The 20,507-nt window shown below is 35.7% G+C and carries 20 protein-coding genes; 11 read left to right on the top strand and 9 right to left on the bottom strand.

All coding sequences use genetic code 11. From position 1 onward, the window contains the following. Nucleotides 1–36 precede the first annotated feature (36 nt). The 7 genes from J2786_RS08390 to J2786_RS08360 all read left to right on the top strand — a co-directional run bounded on the left by J2786_RS08390 (nucleotide 37) and on the right by J2786_RS08360 (nucleotide 6,716). On the top strand, nucleotides 37–495 hold the full coding sequence (locus J2786_RS08390; protein WP_047433537.1) for a DoxX family protein: 459 nt from the start codon (nucleotides 37–39) through the stop codon (nucleotides 493–495). A 173-nt stretch (nucleotides 496–668) separates the two neighbouring features. Then, nucleotides 669–2,672 carry a S9 family peptidase gene (locus tag J2786_RS08385; protein ID WP_310024725.1) on the top strand — a complete coding sequence of 668 codons (2,004 nt, stop codon included), beginning with the start codon at nucleotides 669–671 and terminating at the stop codon, nucleotides 2,670–2,672. Between the two features lie 788 nt (nucleotides 2,673–3,460). Beyond that, nucleotides 3,461–4,039: an RNA polymerase sigma factor gene (locus tag J2786_RS08380; RefSeq protein WP_047377580.1), complete on the top strand. Its 579-nt coding sequence runs from the start codon at nucleotides 3,461–3,463 to the stop codon at nucleotides 4,037–4,039. 11 nt (nucleotides 4,040–4,050) lie between these two features. Next, the gene (locus J2786_RS08375) at nucleotides 4,051–4,383 is read left to right on the top strand and encodes a hypothetical protein (RefSeq protein WP_047433535.1); all 333 of its coding nucleotides are present in this window, start codon (nucleotides 4,051–4,053) and stop codon (nucleotides 4,381–4,383) included. A gap of 90 nt (nucleotides 4,384–4,473) precedes the next feature. Beyond that, on the top strand, nucleotides 4,474–4,731 hold the full coding sequence (locus J2786_RS08370) for a hypothetical protein (protein ID WP_142016923.1): 258 nt from the start codon (nucleotides 4,474–4,476) through the stop codon (nucleotides 4,729–4,731). 259 nt (nucleotides 4,732–4,990) lie between these two features. Further along, the gene (locus J2786_RS08365; protein ID WP_310024719.1) at nucleotides 4,991–5,539 is read left to right on the top strand and encodes a lipase family protein; all 549 of its coding nucleotides are present in this window, start codon (nucleotides 4,991–4,993) and stop codon (nucleotides 5,537–5,539) included. 529 nt (nucleotides 5,540–6,068) lie between these two features. Beyond that, a complete protein-coding gene (locus J2786_RS08360) occupies nucleotides 6,069–6,716 on the top strand; it encodes a J domain-containing protein (protein ID WP_310024717.1) in 648 nt (215 codons plus the stop codon). Between the two features lie 6 nt (nucleotides 6,717–6,722). Here the strand turns inward: J2786_RS08360 and J2786_RS08355 are convergent, their stop codons facing one another. Next, nucleotides 6,723–6,872 (bottom strand): hypothetical protein, encoded by a 150-nt coding sequence (locus J2786_RS08355; RefSeq protein ID WP_164723264.1) that lies wholly within the window; start codon nucleotides 6,870–6,872, stop codon nucleotides 6,723–6,725. Nucleotides 6,873–7,358: 486 nt separating this feature from the next. On the opposite strand from J2786_RS08355, the gene gcvP reads away from it, so the two are divergent. Continuing rightward, complete coding sequence (gene gcvP / locus J2786_RS08350; protein WP_310024714.1) at nucleotides 7,359–10,217, top strand: aminomethyl-transferring glycine dehydrogenase; 2,859 nt, start codon at nucleotides 7,359–7,361, stop codon at nucleotides 10,215–10,217. Between the two features lie 258 nt (nucleotides 10,218–10,475). On the opposite strand, the gene J2786_RS08345 is transcribed toward gcvP, so the two are convergent. The 3 genes from J2786_RS08345 to J2786_RS08335 form a co-directional block, all read right to left on the bottom strand. After that, nucleotides 10,476–11,294, bottom strand: coding sequence for a hypothetical protein (locus tag J2786_RS08345; RefSeq protein WP_047433531.1), 819 nt, complete (start codon nucleotides 11,292–11,294; stop codon nucleotides 10,476–10,478). Nucleotides 11,295–11,677: 383 nt separating this feature from the next. Continuing rightward, nucleotides 11,678–12,415, bottom strand: coding sequence for a YggS family pyridoxal phosphate-dependent enzyme (locus J2786_RS08340; protein ID WP_310024711.1), 738 nt, complete (start codon nucleotides 12,413–12,415; stop codon nucleotides 11,678–11,680). Beyond that, the gene (locus J2786_RS08335; RefSeq protein ID WP_310024709.1) at nucleotides 12,412–13,131 is read right to left on the bottom strand and encodes an AAA family ATPase; all 720 of its coding nucleotides are present in this window, start codon (nucleotides 13,129–13,131) and stop codon (nucleotides 12,412–12,414) included. The genes J2786_RS08340 and J2786_RS08335 overlap by 4 nt, the downstream gene beginning before the upstream one ends. Before the next feature lie 985 nt (nucleotides 13,132–14,116). Between J2786_RS08335 and J2786_RS08330 the strand changes: the two genes are divergently transcribed. Further along, complete coding sequence (locus J2786_RS08330) at nucleotides 14,117–14,452, top strand: DMT family transporter (protein ID WP_047433528.1); 336 nt, start codon at nucleotides 14,117–14,119, stop codon at nucleotides 14,450–14,452. Here J2786_RS08330 and J2786_RS08325 read toward each other — a convergent pair. From J2786_RS08325 to J2786_RS08315, 3 genes are all read right to left on the bottom strand, one after another. After that, the gene (locus tag J2786_RS08325; protein ID WP_047433527.1) at nucleotides 14,449–15,105 is read right to left on the bottom strand and encodes a glycosyltransferase family 32 protein; all 657 of its coding nucleotides are present in this window, start codon (nucleotides 15,103–15,105) and stop codon (nucleotides 14,449–14,451) included. The genes J2786_RS08330 and J2786_RS08325 overlap by 4 nt on opposite strands. A gap of 196 nt (nucleotides 15,106–15,301) precedes the next feature. After that, on the bottom strand, nucleotides 15,302–16,273 hold the full coding sequence (locus tag J2786_RS08320; RefSeq protein ID WP_310024707.1) for a hypothetical protein: 972 nt from the start codon (nucleotides 16,271–16,273) through the stop codon (nucleotides 15,302–15,304). A gap of 7 nt (nucleotides 16,274–16,280) precedes the next feature. After that, on the bottom strand, nucleotides 16,281–16,709 hold the full coding sequence (locus tag J2786_RS08315) for a hypothetical protein (RefSeq protein WP_047433525.1): 429 nt from the start codon (nucleotides 16,707–16,709) through the stop codon (nucleotides 16,281–16,283). Nucleotides 16,710–16,900: 191 nt separating this feature from the next. Here J2786_RS08315 and J2786_RS08310 point away from each other — a divergent pair, with 191 nt between their 5' ends. Together J2786_RS08310 and J2786_RS08305 are read left to right on the top strand one after the other, a co-directional pair. Continuing rightward, nucleotides 16,901–17,977 carry a sensor histidine kinase gene (locus tag J2786_RS08310; RefSeq protein ID WP_310024704.1) on the top strand — a complete coding sequence of 359 codons (1,077 nt, stop codon included), beginning with the start codon at nucleotides 16,901–16,903 and terminating at the stop codon, nucleotides 17,975–17,977. Then, a complete protein-coding gene (locus J2786_RS08305) occupies nucleotides 17,977–18,699 on the top strand; it encodes a LytR/AlgR family response regulator transcription factor (protein WP_310024867.1) in 723 nt (240 codons plus the stop codon). Before J2786_RS08310 ends, J2786_RS08305 begins: the two co-directional genes overlap by 1 nt. Before the next feature lie 186 nt (nucleotides 18,700–18,885). On the opposite strand, the gene J2786_RS08300 is transcribed toward J2786_RS08305, so the two are convergent. Together J2786_RS08300 and J2786_RS08295 are read right to left on the bottom strand one after the other, a co-directional pair. Then, complete coding sequence (locus J2786_RS08300) at nucleotides 18,886–19,620, bottom strand: DNA-formamidopyrimidine glycosylase family protein (protein ID WP_310024702.1); 735 nt, start codon at nucleotides 19,618–19,620, stop codon at nucleotides 18,886–18,888. Between the two features lie 91 nt (nucleotides 19,621–19,711). Next, a complete protein-coding gene (locus J2786_RS08295) occupies nucleotides 19,712–20,341 on the bottom strand; it encodes a class I SAM-dependent methyltransferase (RefSeq protein WP_310024699.1) in 630 nt (209 codons plus the stop codon). Between the last annotated feature and the right edge of the window lie 166 nt (nucleotides 20,342–20,507).

The following is a 20,507-nucleotide window of genomic DNA, read 5'->3' as shown; positions in this document are numbered from 1 at the left end:
TACTAATACCTGTTACTTAATATCTGCCACCTAAAAATGAAATTACTCACCATACTTTTCGCAACATTTATTCTGGCTTTGCTGGGGACTTTTTTGTTTCAGGGGAAGCCGGATTTTATATTTTCTGGTAACCTGGGAATGGCTGTTTTTATCATATTTACAGGTTTTTCCCATTTTAAATTCCAAAAGGGCATGGCAATGATGATTCCTGATTTTATCCCTGCCGGAATGTTTTGGGTATATTTTACCGGAATTCTGGAAATTGCAGCAGGAATCGGATTGATGATTCCGGCAATTCGTGAAATCACAGCTATTTTACTGATCATTTTCTATGTATTGGTTTTCATAGCCAATATCAATTCTTCCAGGAAAAGGATTAATATTTTTAAAGCTGATTACACCGGTCCGGGAATGAGATATCTTTATACTCAAAGAATTCCTATGCAGATTATTCTGATAGTCTGGACCTGGTATTTTGGAATTTATTTACACTAAAAAAGACAGTCTGCAAAGGCTGTTTTTTTTATATAATCGATATTTTTTTAATTAAATAATATAAAATTGTAACATTTTGTAGGGATAATGTGTCTTATTATATAAAATGCATTTGTTTTCTATTGTTTTAAAAATGAGTGCTATCTATAACTTTAACCTTTAAAACAGAAGTTATGAACCTAAATCACAACATTTTCGGTACAGCCCTTATTGTACTATCCACCATTATGACCAACGCACAGAGTTCTACTGCCAAACTGCCGGGAGATCCTACTTTACCCTCTTCCAGGGCCAACCTTGAAAAGCTTATTTCTTACGATAAAGGAAACTTTAAATATAAAGTTGAAGATTACTTTGCAAGACCAAAAGCTTCAGCCTTTAAAATCTCTCCTGATGGGAAATATCTTTCCTATAAAGAAAAAGATCAGGAGAAAAAAAATCATGTTTATGTAAAAGATTTGAGCACGGGAAAAATTACCAAAGCTATTGTTGAAAAAGATGACCTGATCAGAAATTATGGCTGGTTGAACAAAAAACGCCTTTTCTATACACAGGATAGAGGAGGAAATGAAAATATACATCTTTATGCTACCGATACGGATGGAAGCAACCAAAAGGATTTAACACCATTTGACGGGGTAAAAGTGCAAGCTATTATTCCTGTAAAAGATACTGATTTCGTTGTGGTTACTATGAATAAAAACAACAAACAGATCTTTGAGCCTTTTAAAATCAATTTCGTTACCGGGGAAATGACTCAGCTGTATGAAAATAAAGATGTCAACAGCCCTATCGATGACTATCTTTTTGATAAAGATGGAAACTTGAGAGGCTATAGCGTTCTTGAAAACGGATTAACCACAAAAACCTATTATAAAGATCTGCAGACAGGAAAATTTAACCTGATCAAATCTGCAGACTGGTCTGATACCTTCAGTATTATCGAGTTTAATGAAAATTCTAAAAATAAAGACGAAGCATATGTAGTAACGAATCTTGACAGTGATAAAGCGCGAATCGTACTGTATGATCTGAAAAAAAATGCAGTGATTAAAGAAATTTATTCCAATCCTGTATATGATGTAAGTTCAATAAGCACAGCAGGTAAAAACAGAAACTATGAACTTGACTATATCAGCTATGAAGGCACAAAAGGAGAAACAGTTCCGGTAAGTAAATTCTATAAGGAAATACACGACAAATTAAAATCTCAGTTTGGAGACAAGGAATTTGGAATTGCTTCTTCTGATGATAATAATGATAAACTTCTGGTTGTAGTAGGAAGTGACAAGCTTTACGGAACCTATTATGAATATGATACCAAAACCAAACAGACCAAACTTCTGTACAATCTGATGCCTCAGCTTAAAGAAGAAGATATGGCTGAAATGAGACCTATCGAATTTAAAAGCAGAGACGGATTGACTATTCATGGATATATTACTCTGCCTAAAGCGGCATTGGAAGGTAAAAAAGTTCCTCTGATCGTAAATCCTCACGGCGGACCTCAGGGAATCAGAGACAGCTGGGGATTTAATCCGGAAACACAGTTGTTTGCAAGCAGAGGCTATGCAACGCTGCAGGTGAACTTCAGAATCTCCGGAGGCTATGGAAAATCATTCCAGAAAGCGGGTTACAAGCAGATTGGAAGAAAAGCAATGGATGATGTGGAAGACGGCGTAAAATATGCCATTGAACAAGGATGGGTAGATAAAGATAAAGTGGCTATTTATGGAGGAAGCCACGGTGGATATGCAACCTTGATGGGACTCATCAAAACTCCGGATTTATATGCATGTGGAGTGGATTATGTAGGAGTTTCCAATATCTTTACTTTCTTCGATTCTTTCCCGGAATACTGGAAACCATATAAAGAAATGGTAAAACAGATCTGGTACGATCTTGATAACCCTGAAGAAGCGAAGATTGCTAAAGAAGTTTCTCCGGTGTTCCAGATTGATAAGATTAAGAAACCTTTATTTGTAGTGCAGGGAGCCAATGATCCAAGGGTAAATATCAATGAATCTGATCAGATCGTAAAAGCGATGCGTGCCAAAGGTTTTGAAGTGCCTTATCTGGTAAAATATGATGAGGGACACGGATTTGGAAAAGAGCCGAACAGAATAGAGCTTTACAAATCGATGTTGGGATTCTTTGCAGAAAATTTTAATAAGTAAACTATTAAATTAAATACTATTGAACGGAGGACTTAGGTCTTCCGTTTTTTTTATGACAAAGTCATTGCGAGCAAAGCGAAGCAATCTCAATATAATATATAAGTCTATAAATGGAGTTGGAAAAGCGCAAAGTCGCTAAAGTTTTACAAACGGTATGCTTTAAGTCGCAAAGATTTTATCTCCGATAAAATTGTACAGTTCTAAAGATTTTACGGATATTTCAACGGAGCATTTGTCATTCCGGGCGAAGCGAAGAATCCAGGCTTTGTGTTGAAAATAGCTCTTCTTGTTAATTATACAGGTATTGATAAAAACTGTTTAATAACCCTTGATTTACAATGATCTACAAGAAAATAAAAAGAATCTCACTTGCTGAAAATCTTTGATTTTCTTGCGCCTTACCATTATACATAATAATGATTAAAACTTTGCGCCCTTGCGTTTTCCAACCAAAAAAAATATATATGGAAATACAAAGATTTTATCATTCATTGCTTATCAATCATCATTGATACTCTTAGCCCCGATAGCAGCGGTTACCCCGGAGCATGAGTGGGAACGTCGGAGGTGAGGTTGGGGAATAGTTTGGCGTGAGGAGTATGAGCGGATAGCGGGAATAAGCTCCTTTAAACATAAGCAATGAGTAATAAGTAATGAGTAATGAGTAATGAGTAATCCGGGAATAATTGAGAAGATAAAAATGTTGATGGATAAAAGAAAAACTGATTTCTAAGAAAAATATTTTAAATTTATTAAAGTAAAACCAAAAGGCTAACCGTCATATCAATATGGAGGTTGTCGAAAAAATAACAATGCCACAGAAGGAGAAAGAAAGCATCATCTCACAGACCGTTTCCAACTACGGAGGGAAGCTGATGTCCTATATTCGTCCGAAAGTGAAAAACACGGAGGATGCGGAAGATATTCTGCAGGAGGTGTGGTATCAGTTCAGTAGCCTGACGAATATTTCGGAGATCGTAAATGTTGGTGGGTGGCTGTATAGGGTAACGGCAAATAAAATTACAGACCGTTACCGGAAAAAGAAAACAGAAAATCTTGAAGATTTCGTATATGAGGATGAAGACGGCAGTTTTTCTATCAAGGATATCTTATTGATGGATGAAAGCGCGGGACCTGAAGTGAAGATGTTTCAGGATGAGATCTGGAAAAAACTGTTTGAAGCGCTTGACGAACTTCCCGAAAAACAACGACTGGTCTACGTAGAAAACGAACTGAACGACAAAACCCTCCAGGAGATTGCCGATGAACAGGGAGAAAACATCAAAACTATCATCAGTAGAAAAAACTATGCTGTGAAGCATTTGAGAAACAGATTGAGAAAATTATACGAAGATTTAAAAAGTTAGAAAAAGAAATTATGAATCATAAACACAAAAAGGGTTGGATTTTTTTATTGCTATGCCCGCCATTAATTTTAGCTGCCGTTACATGGATTGTAATGATGCTTTGGAACTGCCTTCTTCCGGAGATTTTAGGAGCAAAAACGATTACTTTCTGGCAGGCCATGGGAATACTGATCTTAAGCAAAATTCTTTTCGGAGGTTTCCATTTCGGTAAGGGAGTGAGAGATTTCAAGGAAAGAAAGATGAGAGAGAAAATGGCAGGTTTATCCCCTGAGGAAAGAGAGAAATTCAAGGAAGTCTGGAGAAATAAATGCTCCGGTGGATTCTTCAACAGAAACAACGAATAATTTGAAAATTTTAAGAAGTAGTAAAGTAAAATTAAAATTCATTCGTCTCTATAAAAAACAAGAAGTAGTAAAATTTAAAATTTTGAAAAAATGAAAAATTCAGCATTAAAAGGAGCTCTTGGAGCATTGGCCGTTGTAGGTGTAGCCTTAATCGCTAAAAAAGCAATACAAAGAAAAAGATTTATCAAAGGTATTTTTGATGAGTACGGAATTAAAGAAAAGTCACCTTTCGGACTGGCAGATAAGATCAGAGAAATGAACGACGAAGACTATCAGGAACTGAAAGGGAAATTCAAAAAAGAATTTCATTCAAGATGCTGCAAAAAGGATAATATCTGCGAAGCATAAGAAAAAGTAAAACTAAATTGAAATTGTTACATTCCGGCGCGGGAAGCTCTGCTTCCCGCGCCGGAATTTTTATTTAAAATACTTCCTGTAAGGGCTTTTAACAGTATATTTGTTGTCACTAAATCCTTTTCCTGCTATGATAAAGTGTAAGAATATTTTCTTTGTGCTATTTTCGTTTTTCTCAATCATCATATATGGACAAAAGTCCGGACAACAACAACAACAACAACAACAACAACAACAACAATATGTTTTCTTTTTGCATAATAAATTTCTGGAAGATCATTCTTTTGAGGAAAAACATCCCAGATATGGTGTTGCAGAATATCAAACAATACTCAACAGGCTAAGAGATCAAAATACGGTTGTTATTTCTGAGAAAAGAAAAGCAGACACAGATCCGTCAGTGTATGCTGAAAAAGTAAAGAAGCAGATTGACAGCCTGATGAAAAAAGGAATTCCTGCCGGAAGGATTACCGTTGTAGGAACTTCGCAGGGAGGATATATTGCACAATATGTGTCTTATTATGAAAAAAATCCGCAATTGAAGTTTGTCTTCATTGGAGCCAGTTTTAAAGATGATTCTTTGGAAAAAGATAAAAATTTCAGGTTGTACGGAAGGATTCTTTCCATTACGGAGAAATCAGATGATGGGCATGTGCAGATGTCTCAGGAACAGAGATTGATCAGATCCGGCATTAAGGATTTTAAAGAAATAGAGCTTACTACAGGACTGAACCATGGTTTTCTTTTCAAAGCCCTCAATGACTGGATTGTTCCCACTAAGGATTGGATTTCCCGTAAATAATTACGGTCGGTCTATTACCGTTCAGTTCTTATGATTGAAGTTACTACGAAATGATCTGGGTAATTTGCGGGATCTGTGGGAAATACCTTTAATATGAAGTTGAGATTCCTTGCTTTGCTCGGAATGACAAACTCGCCGTTGAAATTTTATCGGAGATAAAATCTTTGCGCCTTAAAAACATGCAGGTAGCTGTAAAAAAACTTTGCATCCTTGCGTTTTCCAACCAATAAATTACGAGCTATATTGAGAATGCCTCACCTTCGGTTCGCAATGACAGCGGGACCTTTGGAATAACAAATTCATTTTTAGTGAAGTACAATTTTATCGGAGATAAAATCTTTGCGTCTTAAAAATATGCAGGTAGCTGTAAAAAACTTTGCGTCCTTGCGTTTACCAACCTATAGATTATGAGCTGTATTAAGATTACTTCACCTTCGGTTCGCAATGACTTTTTGATACATACTTTCAACAAAATTTACCGTAAACATCAAACACAAAGAAAAATAAATCCTTATTTTTGTCATGCTCAATGAAAGATTACTACTATTTTCTCGGTATATCACAGGATGCTTCAGAAGAAGACGTCAAAAAAGCCTATCGAAAACTGTCTTTAAAATATCATCCCGATAAAAATGACAATGACGACTTTTTTGCTGACCGTTTCCGCGAAATTCAGGAAGCTTATGAAACCTTAAGTGATCGTGCACTCAGACGTACATATGATCAGAATTTAGAAAATCATCAGCGAAGTTTCAGGTATAATATTCCGCCGGCTATTAAAACTTTTACAGCGAATAAAATTCATGCGAAAAAAGGAGAGGAAATTATCATCAACTGGCAGACGAGCAATGCTGATGTGGTGAAAGTATTGCCTTTCGGATTGGAAAAGCCGTATGGAGAGAGGATCTTTAAGATCACAGAATTTAAAGACGGAAAATTCCAGCTTTTGCTTCATGCAACCAATTCTCTTTTGCACAAAACGGTTGTTCAGGGAATTACCATCACAGAAGTTTTTGAAAACGATTCTGAAAAGTTCAAAAATTCGGTGGAAGAAATGTTTAAGCCGCAGCCCAGAACAAGAATTAACAGGTCGGGTCAGCCTAAGATGATGATGCTGATCTGGGGAATTATTATCCTGGCGATTGCTATCTATATGCTGATAAAAAACTTCAGCTAATTGAGTTTATGCCATTTTCTTTCTTCCAGGGCACTTTTTACATCTTTTCCCTTTCTTGAATTTTTTACAGCATGATTTCTTTTCACAGAACATCTCTTCGTTATTGAATGAGTAAGGAGCCAAAGGCGGAACTTTAAATGGGACAATCATATTCATGCTGCAAATATATTAATTTAGAATAAATATAATTAATAAAATTTCATAAAATTCTTTAAACCTGATGTATAGCAGTGTTGAATTGCTTTAGCAGGAATTAATCAACTTACATTTTACTGATCATAACCTTTTACATTCATGATAAATGAGGCTTAAGTTTACATTTTGAATAAAATTCACTATTACAGTTCTTTTGAAACCAAGTTTCCTCAATAAGATAGGATCTGTTGAAAAACTTATAGTATTTTAATATTGGTAAAGGTGTTTAATTAAATATGAATTGAAGTTTTTATTGTATATTATGTATAGAATAGTGAATATGATTGTTGAAACTAATGTTAACTTTACCTGAAGCTTGATAAAAACAAATTGTGATAAAAATCACAAATATTTTTGTGAATTATCACTCCGGATATGCTCTTGTACAATCGTTCAAAAAATTGTAATTTTACCCATCTTTTTACAAACAAAATCTAATAAATAAAAATGAATACAGAACAGTTTGTGAGCCGTCACATTTCCCTTAATGAAGCCGATAAACAGGCGATGTTGGAGAAACTTGGCGTTTCTAGTATTGAAGAGTTAATTTCTCAAACCATCCCTTCTTCTATCCGTTTAGAGAAAGATCTTGAGATCTCGGAACCACTTTCTGAATACGAAATGTTGAACCACTCAAAAGAATTGGCATCTAAAAATACTGATTATACTAGTTATATCGGATTTGGATATCACAATACACTTTTACCTTCAGCAATCCAGAGAAATATTTTTGAAAATCCTAGCTGGTATACGGCATATACTCCATATCAGGCAGAAATTGCACAGGGAAGACTTGAAGCTCTTCTTAATTTCCAGACTGTAGTATGTGATCTTACCGGTTTTGGACTGGCTAACGCATCGTTATTGGATGAATCTACTGCTGCTGCTGAAGCCATGCATATGTTCTTCAACAACAGATCTAAAGATCAGAAAAAAGCAGGAGCGAATAAGTTCTTCATTTCTGAGCTTGTACTTCCTCAAACAGTTTCTGTATTAAAAACAAAAGCTGAAGGATTAGAAATAGAAATTGTAGTAGGAGATCACAAAACACACCAGTTTGATGGTTCTTATTATGGAGTTTTATTACAATACCCAGGTAAAAACGGAATCGTTTTAGATTATACTGAAGATATTGTAGAATATAAAAAACTTGATCTTCAGGTAGCTGTTGCCTGTGATCCTATGGCTTTGGTTAAGCTAAAATCTCCTGCTGAAATGGGAGCTGACTGTGCAGTAGGAACTACACAGAGATTTGGTATTCCATTAGGATACGGAGGTCCTCACGCAGCTTTCTTTGCTTGTAGAGAAGACTATAAAAGAGATATCCCTGGAAGAATCATTGGAGTTTCTCAGGATATGTACGGAAGACGTGCGTTAAGAATGGCATTACAGACAAGAGAGCAGCACATCAAAAGAGAGAAAGCTACTTCAAACATCTGTACAGCTCAGGTTCTTTTGGCTGTAATGGCAGGAATGTATGCTGTTTACCACGGACCAAAAGGATTAAACTATATCGCTGATCAGATCCACTTTAAAGCAAACGCTTTGAAAGGAGGCCTTAAAGCATTAGGATATCAGGTAGTAGAAGAGCCAATCTTCGATACTGTAAAGATTACGATGCCTGAGGAAGAGAAAGCAAAATTAGTAAGACTGATGCTTGATCACAGATTAAACTTAAACTACTTTACAGAAGGTGTAGTAAGTATTGCGATCAACGAAAGTACAACATTAGAGAAATTAAACTATCTGATGGCTTCTTTCGCTCAGTTCAAAGACAAGCAGACTTTCAAATTAGAAATCAAAGAAGGATACAGCATTCCGGAAGAAAACTTAAGAAAAGACGAAATTCTTACAGAATCAGTATTCAATAAATATCACACGGAAACAGAATTGATGCGTTACATCAAGCGTCTTGAGAGAAAAGATTTATCATTGACTCATTCAATGATTTCTTTAGGATCTTGTACCATGAAACTGAACGCAGCAACTCAGATGTTGCCGCTTTCCTGGGAAAACTGGGGTGCAATTCACCCATTCGTACCTGTAAATCAGGCTGAAGGTTACCAGGAAATGATCCGTGAACTGGAGAAAGACTTAGCAGAAATTACAGGTTTTGCAGGAACTTCTCTTCAGCCGAACTCCGGAGCTCAGGGTGAGTACGCAGGATTAATGGTAATCAGAGAATATCATATCTCAAGAGGAGACCACCACAGAAATGTAGTATTGATCCCTCAATCTGCACACGGAACAAACCCGGCTTCTGCTGCAATGGCAGGAATGAAAATCGTAGTTGTGAAAAACCTTGAAAACGGTGAAATCGACTTCGAAGATCTTAAAGCTAAAACAGAACTTCATTCAGCGAATTTATCAGCTGTAATGATCACTTATCCTTCTACTTACGGATTCTTTGATGCTAACATTAAAGAAATTACCAACCTTATCCACGAGCACGGAGGACAAGTATATATGGATGGTGCGAACATGAACGCTCAGGTAGGATTTACAAGTCCTGGAAACATCGGAGCTGACGTTTGCCACCTTAACCTTCACAAAACTTTCGCTATTCCTCACGGTGGTGGAGGTCCTGGAGTAGGTCCAATCTGTGTTGCTAAACACTTAGTACCTTTCCTTCCTTCTAACGCGAATATCAGAATCGGTTCTAAAGAAGCTATCGAAGGAATTTCTGCAGCACCTTACGGTTCAGGATTGATCCTTAACATTTCTTATGCTTACATCAAAATGCTAGGAACTGAAGGTCTTAAAAAGGCTACAGGACATGCGATCATGAATGCTAACTACCTGAAAGAAATTTTAGCAGAACATTTCCCAATCTTATATTCAAACGAAAACGGAAGAGTAGCTCACGAATGTATCGTAGATTTCCGTCAGTTCAAATCTTTAGGAATTGAAGTGGCTGATGTGGCGAAGAGATTAATGGATTATGGTTTCCATGCTCCTACCGTTTCTTTCCCGGTTGCCGGTACACTAATGATTGAGCCTACAGAATCTGAAAGTAAGGCTGAAATTGATCGTTTTGCTGAAGCATTGATTTCTATCAAAAAAGAAATCGATGAAATTGCCAACGGTGAAGCAGATGCAACAAACAACGTATTGAAAAATGCTCCTCACACAGAACAGCTGGTAATCTCTGACTCATGGGATAAGCCATACAGCAGAGAAAAGGCTGCTTATCCGTTAGAGTGGGTAAGAGACCACAAGTTCTTCGCTTCTGTATCAAGAGTAGATGAAGCTTACGGAGACAGAAACTTAGTATGTACTTGTGAGCCGATTGAAGCTTATATGTAATCTCAGTTTTTTAACTATAAAAAATCCCTTTCAGTAATGAGAGGGATTTTTGTTTTTATAGTCATTGCGAGCGTAGCGAAGCAATCTCTTTAACGCAATTGTCGCAAGGATTTTTCGACTACTAATTGTTTCACCGTTCGCAAAGGCGTTCCACTCAGCCAAGCTTAAACGATGTATTTTTCCGACAAATTATGAGCCTTGTCATTGTCATTGTCATTGTCATTGTCATTGCGAGAGTAGCGAAGCAATCTCAATTTTCTATTTCTCTCTATAATCTCCTTTTGACTTAAAATGCCCTGTTTTTTGATCGTAAAGAAAAATATATTCTACAGGAATTTTTTTGTAAGGACTATCAACAGAATATTTGATTTCTCTGCCATCTATTGTTGTGCTGTCATACCAGAATCCATCCGGTGTCCGCCTCTGGATCAATACTAGTTTTCCCACGAAAGCAATATCATTAAATCCGTCATTATTGTAGTCTTTAATCTTTAATTGCAGCTCGTAAGGTTCATAAATTTTGTTGTCTTCATGAGCATCATATGTTCTGACGTTACTCCCATAAATACCTTCTAAAGAGTCTGCTGTTATTTTGTAAATTTCATGACCTCCGTTTCCATGTGCTGTGACCAAAGTTGTCAGTAAGTGTGGATTTTGTTTTGGGAAAATAGAAACAAATTCATACCGTTCTGCTGATAATATTTTAACAAGCTTCCCTTCTTGTGTTAGTAAGAGTTGGTTTTTCCATGGATATTCAGAATTAGGTCCGGTTTTCCAATCATACTCAATAAAATAATACTCCTGATCTGAACCATTGATTTTCACCTTTTTGAATGCTGTTATTTTTTCACCTCTCTGCTGAACAGAAATTTCATGAATATGGAGACCAAAAGCCTGCTGAAGATTCCTGATAAATAAGGAAGAGTCTTTTATTGCCGGATAATTTTCAAGATATTCAAGTGGGATTGCCATGGTAGGGCTTGGATTATCCCTGTTTACCTGTTGAACATTTTCTTTTTTGTGGGTACAGCTCAAAATAAGCAAAGATAAATAGGCTGACAAAAGTGTTTTTTTCATGGCGTATTAATTGCGAAAGGAAACTTTTTTGAAATTTATTATATTTTAATGAAATGTCAATCATTTACTTAAAATTCTAAAAAAACAAAATCACCTCCCAAAAGTTGAGAGGTGCCTTAGTATTTAAATTCCGGTTGTTATCTTCGTTTAAAGCTATACGCCAGCAAAATGGCAAAGCCCATAGTAACGCAGGTTATAATTGAAATGGTTTCAATGGAAATTCCACTTTTCATCTGTGTGTTTTCTTTTTCACATGAAAAAAAGAATAATAATGTCATGAGTAGACATACCGATAGTAATTTTTTATCCATAAGTATATTTGTTTGGTTATGAAATATTTACATCAAAAAGTATACCGATTTTATAGACTTTAAAAAGGTGTTCTATGAGGGCTTTCCTTCGTCCCAATAATAGCTGTCCGGGTAGATTCTTGCTCCAAAAACAGCTGTTCCCACCCGTACAATGGTGGCGCCTTCTTCAATGGCTGTTTCCAGATCTCCGCTCATTCCCATGGAAAGCTCTTTCATCTCTACGCCAGGAATATTTTCGGTGATGATATCCTGCTGAATCTTTTTCAGGATTTTAAAGCATGCTCTTACTTTCTCTGTTTCAGCACTGAATAAACCGATGGTCATCAATCCCTTTATCTTTAAAGTAGGGTAGTTGGAAATCTTTCTTATAAGTTCAATAGCTTTATCGGGATCAACACCAAATTTACTTTCTTCATTGGAAGTATTAACCTGAATTAAAACATCCATCGTTCTGTTTTCAGCTAAAAGTCTTTGATGAAGTTTTTCCGCCAGTTCCAGTCGATCCAGAGACTGAACGCAGGTAATATCGTATTTCAGGATATCTTTAATCTTATTGGTCTGAAGATGGCCTATAAAGTGATTTTCATGAGGAATGCTTTTCAAATCTTCATATTTCTCCTTCAGTTCCTGAACTTTATTTTCAGCAATTAACGTCTGTCCGCGTTCCAGCGCAACTCTGATACGTTCTGCAGAAACCGTTTTTGTAGCCAGCAGTAATCTTACTTCATCAATGTTTCTTCCGGATTGTTCACAGGCTTTTCTTATCCGTTCATTAATGATATTGAGATTGTGGATGATGTCATCTTTCATGATGAGATGGTTTCTTTGGCTTCCAGTTTTTTGATTAAAGCAGCTTTCACAGCCGTTAAAGCATAATCTTTAGCTTCAGCAAAGGAAATGGAATACTTCCTTTCAACAGTTCTCATATCTTCAGGAAACTGAGCTAACAATTGATCATAGTAGGTATCCAGAATCTCCGCAGAAGGCATTTCGTAATTAATTTTTAACTGGAAACGTCTTAAAAGAGCAGTGTCAATAATCTCAGGATGATTGGTAGCACAGATTAAAAGAGCATTCTCAGGATAATAATCAATCAGCTGAATCAAAGTATTAACCAATCTTCTCATTTCGCCTACATCTTTGTCATCGCTGCCTCTTGCTTTTCCGATCTGATCCAGTTCGTCAAGAAAAAGTACGGATCTTTCTCTGGCGGCTTTATCAAAAATCATTTTAATGTTCTGGGATGTTTCTCCTATACGGGATGAAACAATATTACTAAGGTTTAAAATTATAATATTTTTTCCCAAAGCATTAGCAATTGCCTTTGCTGTCATTGTTTTTCCACATCCGGAGCTGCCTTCAAGGAGAATCTTATGGTTAACCGGCACTCCATATTCCTGCAGTTCTTTAACATAAGTATATTCCTTGATAAGCTGTACAAGCTGCTCTTTATTGCTGGTATCGAGAAATACCTCGTTAAGGTTTACCTGTTCTTTATCTTGGATAATGAGGTTGTACAGATTCATAATGACGATTAAAAGGATTATTGAATAACAAAGATAAAGCTTTATTGAATGTCAAAAAGAATCCTGAAAAATAATAAATACCTGGTCCAACGGATAATGAATGATCAATGATGAATGGATGCTGGCATTAGCAACAATCTGTAAAAGTCTGTGAGATCTGTGGGAAAAAGACCCCAAATAAAAAAAGAAAAGCCAGACTTGCGACCGGCTTTTCTCATTTGGATATTAAAATTTGTTATGAAACTAAGATCTTTCTGCTTATGTTTTTGGGCCCTTTTACCCGATGGTAAAAGAGCAATCCGATTTCTCAGACTAAAAACATAAAACAATATAATTAGTATAGATATTCTATAGGCTTGTTTTATTTTAAGATTAGTTTCTTTCTCTTCTTACTGTCATGAAATATGAAGTGATTACTACTAGACCTGTTGCGATACCGATATAAGTTATCATTTTGTATTATTTTTAATTATTTGACTTTTTTTTATCAATCTTTCAATTGCAATATTACTACTTTCAAATCATGTGCCAAAGTAAAATACTATGATGTTTATCAGTGTATTACGGTGGTGTAGGTTCGTTTGTTGGTGAATTTTGTTTATATTAAATTAATGTATTATTGAGAATTTATTAATACTTTTATTATTCTATCTGTAAAATTGTGTGAATGTGTTAATCGTTTATCGACTTCTATATTGGAGTTGATAAAACAAATAATAAATAATGCTTAGCATAATATTGTTTTAAAGTGTAATTTTTGGATGTTAATTTTTCACTTCAAACAGATTTTTATGTTAATAAAATTTATTTTTAGCACCAATTTTCATGGCGGAATTTTTGTCAGCTGTCACATTTCATGTCATAGAGAATTATAATTTCATGTCACAAACTATGGCAAAGCTGTCTGCTGAACGATTATGGGAATGCTGTGTTTTGAATTACCCGACGGCTTTTATTACTTTTGTATTGTATAAAGAATGAATTTATGGGACGCAGTTATATTTTTCTCGCCTTGGCCATTATATTTGAGATTATTGCCACTACTTTTCTGAAGAAATCTGAAGAATTCTCTAAACTATGGCCATCGGTTGTGACAGTCATCGGATATGCCTGCGCTTTTTATTTTCTAAGTCTTACCCTTCGCCAGATTCCCGTGGGAATTACCTACGCCATCTGGTCCGGCGTAGGTATTATCTTTATAACAATGATTGGGGTAATTGCATTCAAACAGATTCCTGATTTGCCTGCCATTATTGGTATTGCCCTGATTGTGATTGGAGTAATTATTATTAATGTATTCTCAAAAATGGGAACTCATTAAATAATAATGTCTTGATGAATCTGTTGTTGTTTCCAGTGCTGGGATCTTTTTTTGTACAAAAAGAATTTACCCAACTTATATTTGAATTTTAAATATCCCCGGAACTCAATCCCGTCAAACAGGGTAAAAGGTATAGCCGGATTTTCAGCTAAAGACTGTTTGATTCCTTTGCTGAATACGGTGGGACCGGTAGTAGCATGTACATTATTAGGATAGCGGTGGTTGTTAATATTATCGATCATCAGCTCCAGGGTCTTCTTCAGAAAAGGATGATTTTTATTAAAAATAAGTCCCCATTGTACATATAGATTTGCATGTCTTTCTGCACTGATCACAGCTTCGTCATTTTCTCTGATGAGTTTTCGGAACGGCTTTATAATACTGCTGTCAATATCCAGGTAGATACCTCCTTTTTTGTATAAAATGGCATACCTGAAAAAGTCTGCTTTTGCTGCACCAATAGTCAGTTTATGATAGGTTTCAATATATTGGGGAGGAAATTCTTCTGTGAGAAACTTTTCTATATCCTGATCATCGTAAAAGAAATAGCTATATTCTGGATTCTTTCGCTTCATATTCCAGATATGATACCGGGTGATTAAAGGAAGCTTTTTTGTTTTAAAAGTTTGAAATATTTGTTTGGGTACAGACATACTCTTTTATTTTGTCAATTCTTAATAATATCCTGAAATCATTTTCATAAATCATTTGCATGTTAGGTAATAAGATTTTTCCTGAAAGAGAATCTTTGAATTTGTGCTTTTTCTCTGTTTTTGATTGTAATTTGTAAGAATGGTTAAACACTTAAAGAAGAAAAATACTGTCTTTTACAGTGAACATTTTTACCCATTACTTTGCCCTTTTCCTTTCGAATGGATTATAAGAGATTCCAACATTGAAGTATAATGAAGGTTTATAAGTCCCTTTCCATATATACTCATCAAAAGAATCCTGCTTATTAAATGCTCTGGAATTAATATTAGCCCTGACTCCTGTTTTGAACATACCTATGAAGTTTCCTCCAAGATGATGCTCATACATTGCTCCTGAATTGAGTGCAACCTGTCTGAATTCATAAGTATTATCATTATGGTAAGTATAAAATGAGTTGTTATCCATTTCCGTTCCCAGAGAAATTCTTCCGCTGGAAAAAATATCTTTTCTTACCAATACCTTTTTCGGAAGAAGGACATCCAGTACCCATCCGTTATTGAATCTGTTTTCATAAGTGAAAATAGGCAGCACAGGAATCTGAGAACTTGAGTAAATGACACCAGCCAGTCCAAGGGTCATTTTTGTTTTTGGAGTGACCTTTAAAATCAATGAAGCGGTTACTAATCCTCTGATCCTTTCAAAATGCCGGTCACTTCCATCCGTAGAAAGAGTGGCAGAATAGATGGCCGTCTTATTAAATAACCTTGAGAAGTAGCTCAGATTAATGGCTTCCGAGTGATAATGAAAGTTTTCTTCATTTTGAGTTTCGGGAATTACAGGATTTTCGTTCCCGATGGAAGTGTAACGGTAGCTTAATGCTGTGCTCAAAAGCCAGCTTCTGTTCTTGATAAAATAAATATTGGCATCTGCTTTCATTTGCTGAAAGCTTTTTACTTTGTTATCCGGAAGGTCTTTGCCCTGGAGTTGTGAAGAAAAAGAAGACGGAGTAACCTGGGTATATTCAAGATTGAAGTTTCTGGATTGCGGAATTTTATCCGCAAAAAAAGCACGGACTTTCAAAGGGATACTATCCTTTTTTTGGGCGTGCATAATGTTTTTAAAAGGAAGTATTGCCAGAGGAACAAGTACTCTTCTCAATGTTTTCATGGGTTGGTTATTTTAATGGCTGAATAATGGATTGGAAAAAACTGAATGTAAAAATCCTATCATAGAAGATGTCCAGACTATTTTCAATAATAGCATCCGTATAGCAGGCGGTATCGGGAATAAATGTTTCTTCTACAAAAACAAACCAGAGTTCTGAAAGTCCGTATCTTCTTCTGAACTCTTCAGATGCATTGCTGTCAGGCACTGCAGAATGTTTAAGGTCACAAAACAAAATCCCTTTTTTCTCTCCCTCATGATCCACAATATTAATGGAATGGTGCAGGTAGCTCAGAATTTTCATTTTTGCATCGAAACATTCTACAAAATGGTGCAGATCAATAAGCTGTATTACTTTTTCTTCCTGTTGAGATTCTGTCATAAAAAAACATTCCAGTGATATTTCCTGAGTCAGTTCGTGAAAAGTTGTTAATTCCATAGGTGTTCATTTACAGCACAAAGGAATAGAGAAAAGAAGTACGTGAATTTGTTTTTATACAAAATGGCTGGTATTTTATACAAAACCCCGGAGGAGCATAATTGGTATAATAAAATACAGGTTTTGTATAATAAAATAGTCGTAATTTCCGTTATTGTCTATTTTTGCTAATGATAAAATGAGCCTATCCTATGAAATACAGTCCGCGGAAATTTGAAGAAACCTTTGTAATGGATTTTTTGGTGGAAGCGAAGTATGGATTCCGAAGACATCTGCTGTTTCTGATCTTCTTTTTTATTTTGATCTATAGTGCGAGGTTCTGGCACTGGTACTCGGGAATATATCAGTACTATGTTTTATTTTTTGTGTATACGATTCTGATCACCATGGTCTATATTAATATATATGTATTGGTTCCGCGTTTTTTCTTTAAGACAAAATATGTCACCTATCTTATTCTGCTTGTTCTGATGGGAATAATAGGACTCAATTTTATCGGATATGGTTTCAGATTGTTTTTCGAAGAATTCAGAGTAAAGAATATTCTTAGAGAAAATGAAAAAGGAGGAATTTATGAAGGGGTTCTGATGTGTATTCCGATTATCATGACGACGACAACAATTAAACTTCTGCAAAAATGGATCAATGATAATAAAAGGATCAATGAGCTGAGCAATCTTACTTTGAATATGGAACTGAATGAGCTCAGAAATCAGATCAATCCGCATTTTCTTTTTAATATGCTGAATAATGTGAAAGCGTTGATCAGGACAGATCCTGCTAAAGCTTCTGTTGTGATTGTAAAACTTTCAGAATTTCTCAGATATCAGCTGTATGAAAACAGTGAAGAGAAAACGCTGCTGACTTCAGAAATCGACTTTCTGTCCAATTTTTTAAACCTTGAAAAAATAAGACGTGACAATTTCTCTTTTGATATTCAGATCAATATTGAGAAAAGAATAATGAGCAGTACATTCATTCCACCGAATCTGTTTACCACTTTTGTAGAAAATGCGGTGAAACACAGTGTAGACCTAAGTGGAGCAGAATCCTATGTGAAAATAGAAATCAATACCAATAGCAGGCAGCTTTATTTCAGATGTGTCAATTCAAGAAGTGCCGGTTATGCAGTCTCCGACAAAAAAAACAGCGGGCTTGGGCTTGCCAATATTACCAGAAGGCTTGAGCTTCTCTATGATGAGACCTTTGATCTTCAGATAAAATCAGGAGAAGTAGAATATGATGTCAATTTAAAAATTCCCGTATGATGAATTGTATTATTATTGATGATGAACCGTTGGCAAGATCCGAGATGAGATCCTTAGTTACTGAAATTTCCGGTATTGATATCCTCGGGGAATTTTCCAACGCACCGTCTGCCCTCGGATTTCTTAAAGATAATGATGTAGATCTTATTTTCCTGGATATAGAAATGCCGATGGTGACAGGCCTTGAGTTTGCAGAAATGCTTCCCAAAAAATCACTGATCATTTTTACTACTGCCTATTCCCAATATGCATTGAAGAGCTACGAACTGGAAGCTGTTGATTACCTTCTGAAACCTATTGATCCCCAAAGGCTGGAAAAAGCAATTGATAAAGCGATACTTTATACTGAGCTTTTGTCTAAAGATACCGTAAAAAATACGGTAGAATCCAATACTGCAGATTTTTTGTTTATTAAAGCAGAACGGAGATTCTATAAAATCAGTTTTTCAGATATCAAATTCATAGAAGGACTTAAAGACTATGTAGTTATTTATACAAAGCAACAGAAACTTATTACCGCAATGAATTTAAAAACGATCCATCAGAAAATTTCCGGTGAAAACTTCATCAGAGTCAGCAAATCCTACGTGGTGAATATGAATTACATAGACTCATTTGACAATCATAATATTTACATTGAAGATTCTGAGATTCCTCTTGGAGAAGTGTACAGATCCGAATTTTTCACAAGATTTGCGGGAGGACTTCTCAATTCAGACTGATCTATGAGTAATAGGTAATGAGCAATGAGTAATAATAAATATCACTCAGGTAATCAATAAATCTGTGAAAATCTGTGTAATCAGTGGGAAAAATAGAATATTATGATTCAATTGAAACGAGCTTCAACCCCTTTAAATAAATCAAATCTTTCAACGGCTTCAGCTAAAACTTAAAATAATATTGATCTAATAAAGTTTCTGATCCTTTTCACAAAAGAAACTCCTTCTTTTTCCAACCCCGGTTTGCTTTTTAACCAGCTTTTGTCCACAAATTGGACATACAGATTTCGTATGAACCAGCCAATGTTTTTTCAACACAAATTCTCTTTTCCATTTCAGAAAGTCAAAACTGTAATTTCTGGCTTCAGCAATAAGCTCTTTCCTTTTTTTGGCTGGAAGATTTCCCAATAAACTTTCCGGCTGCACTCCGATTCTGAAAAGAACCTCGTTTTTAATGATATTTCCGACACCCGAAAAAATATCCTGATTCATCAATGCATCACAGACCATCATTTCCGGATTCGATTTCAGCTTTTTTTCTGTTTTTTTTGGATCCCATTGATCGCTCATTACATCGGCTTCCCAATCAATGGTAGACAGAAATTCCAGATCTACGGACTTTACAGAACAGGTATAAAAATAGATGCTCCCGGTGGAAAAAAACAATGCTAAACGTAAACTTTTATCCGGCTTGGTCTGTTCATCAATGCTGTAAGAACCAAACATTAATAAATGAATCCGGATCGCTGCTTTTTCAAAAACCAGATAAGTCTGTTTTCCAAAAGTACGGATCTCAAGAAGGGTTTGGCCAACAAAAGAATCTTTCTCAAATTTGGCATTTCCAGAAATCTCTGTCACTTGCTGTCCTGCAAATGGCTGCAGGTTTTCTTTCATTAATATGATGGATGGTCCTTCAGGCATACGTTTGTTTTGGGATAAAGATTCAAATAATATTCCATAGCTATCTGAAATCTTAATTTTTTATCCCAAAACAAACCTGTTTTAAATGTCTTTAGGCTAATTTCTGTCCTACAAAACGAATCACAGAGCCCGTCCCATTATGAAATAATCCCTCGTTGAGCTCAATTTCTGTTTCTGCTAATTCAATAATGTGATAATCAGGAAAGTCTGCCTTGATTTCTTCAATAGAGAATAGAGATTCAATATCTTTTGGGCCACCTACCTTTTCATTCCTAGCAATATATTCAAGGTGATTTTTACTGAAAGCTTCGAAAATAACAAAACCACCTTTACGCAGATATTGATTCAGCATCTGATGAATGGAAGATTTGATATCTCCCGGGAAATGAGCATAAATAAGAGCAATAGCATCAAATTGTTCTTTCTGATAATCCAGAGTAGAAAGTTCTCCCACCTGATAATCAATGGTGGTTCCCAGTTGTTCTGCAAGCTGTAATGCTTTACTTCTGCCATTGGCACTGATATCGAAGGCTGAAACCTGCCATCCGTGTGTGGCTGCGAAAACCGCATTCCGGCCTTCTCCTTCCGCAGGGAAAAGTATTTTTCCGGGAGTTAGTTGTGATAATTGTTCTCTGAGATAATTGTTGGGTTCTGTTCCATACGCAAACTCTTCGCTGCTGTACCTTTCGTCCCATCTGTTAAGCCATGTGTTGTCCGTCATTGTAAAAGAATTTTAAAATTTGGATAAAAGAAGAATGATAAGTATTCTCCGGTTGTATTAGTTGCATCAAATGTAAAGTATTTCTTTAATCTTTCCGATCCCTGAAAAGCGTTTACTATAATAGATTTTTTGAATGACAGATCTGTTTAATAAAAATCTAAATACT

Origin of the sequence: Chryseobacterium vietnamense, from assembly GCF_031454475.1 — a bacterium.
Lineage (GTDB): Bacteria > Bacteroidota > Bacteroidia > Flavobacteriales > Weeksellaceae > Chryseobacterium > Chryseobacterium vietnamense.
Note: the sequence above shows the minus strand (reverse complement) of the source record. Positions and strands in the feature narration are given on the sequence as shown.

What these genes read in the sequence shown, in the direction of transcription:
- J2786_RS08390 (WP_047433537.1), top strand. Translation starts at nt 37, where the DNA reads ATGAAATTACTCACCATACTTTTCGCAACATTTATTCTGGCTTTGCTG.
- J2786_RS08385 (WP_310024725.1), top strand. Translation starts at nt 669, where the DNA reads ATGAACCTAAATCACAACATTTTCGGTACAGCCCTTATTGTACTATCC.
- J2786_RS08380 (WP_047377580.1), top strand. Translation starts at nt 3,461, where the DNA reads ATGGAGGTTGTCGAAAAAATAACAATGCCACAGAAGGAGAAAGAAAGC.
- J2786_RS08375 (WP_047433535.1), top strand. Translation starts at nt 4,051, where the DNA reads ATGAATCATAAACACAAAAAGGGTTGGATTTTTTTATTGCTATGCCCG.
- J2786_RS08370 (WP_142016923.1), top strand. Translation starts at nt 4,474, where the DNA reads ATGAAAAATTCAGCATTAAAAGGAGCTCTTGGAGCATTGGCCGTTGTA.
- J2786_RS08360 (WP_310024717.1), top strand. Translation starts at nt 6,069, where the DNA reads ATGAAAGATTACTACTATTTTCTCGGTATATCACAGGATGCTTCAGAA.
- J2786_RS08355 (WP_164723264.1), bottom strand. Translation starts at nt 6,872, where the DNA reads ATGAATATGATTGTCCCATTTAAAGTTCCGCCTTTGGCTCCTTACTCA.
- gcvP (WP_310024714.1), top strand. Translation starts at nt 7,359, where the DNA reads ATGAATACAGAACAGTTTGTGAGCCGTCACATTTCCCTTAATGAAGCC.
- J2786_RS08345 (WP_047433531.1), bottom strand. Translation starts at nt 11,294, where the DNA reads ATGAAAAAAACACTTTTGTCAGCCTATTTATCTTTGCTTATTTTGAGC.
- J2786_RS08340 (WP_310024711.1), bottom strand. Translation starts at nt 12,415, where the DNA reads ATGAAAGATGACATCATCCACAATCTCAATATCATTAATGAACGGATA.
- J2786_RS08335 (WP_310024709.1), bottom strand. Translation starts at nt 13,131, where the DNA reads ATGAATCTGTACAACCTCATTATCCAAGATAAAGAACAGGTAAACCTT.
- J2786_RS08330 (WP_047433528.1), top strand. Translation starts at nt 14,117, where the DNA reads ATGGGACGCAGTTATATTTTTCTCGCCTTGGCCATTATATTTGAGATT.
- J2786_RS08325 (WP_047433527.1), bottom strand. Translation starts at nt 15,105, where the DNA reads ATGTCTGTACCCAAACAAATATTTCAAACTTTTAAAACAAAAAAGCTT.
- J2786_RS08320 (WP_310024707.1), bottom strand. Translation starts at nt 16,273, where the DNA reads ATGAAAACATTGAGAAGAGTACTTGTTCCTCTGGCAATACTTCCTTTT.
- J2786_RS08315 (WP_047433525.1), bottom strand. Translation starts at nt 16,709, where the DNA reads ATGGAATTAACAACTTTTCACGAACTGACTCAGGAAATATCACTGGAA.
- J2786_RS08310 (WP_310024704.1), top strand. Translation starts at nt 16,901, where the DNA reads ATGAAATACAGTCCGCGGAAATTTGAAGAAACCTTTGTAATGGATTTT.
- J2786_RS08305 (WP_310024867.1), top strand. Translation starts at nt 17,977, where the DNA reads ATGAATTGTATTATTATTGATGATGAACCGTTGGCAAGATCCGAGATG.
- J2786_RS08300 (WP_310024702.1), bottom strand. Translation starts at nt 19,620, where the DNA reads ATGCCTGAAGGACCATCCATCATATTAATGAAAGAAAACCTGCAGCCA.
- J2786_RS08295 (WP_310024699.1), bottom strand. Translation starts at nt 20,341, where the DNA reads ATGACGGACAACACATGGCTTAACAGATGGGACGAAAGGTACAGCAGC.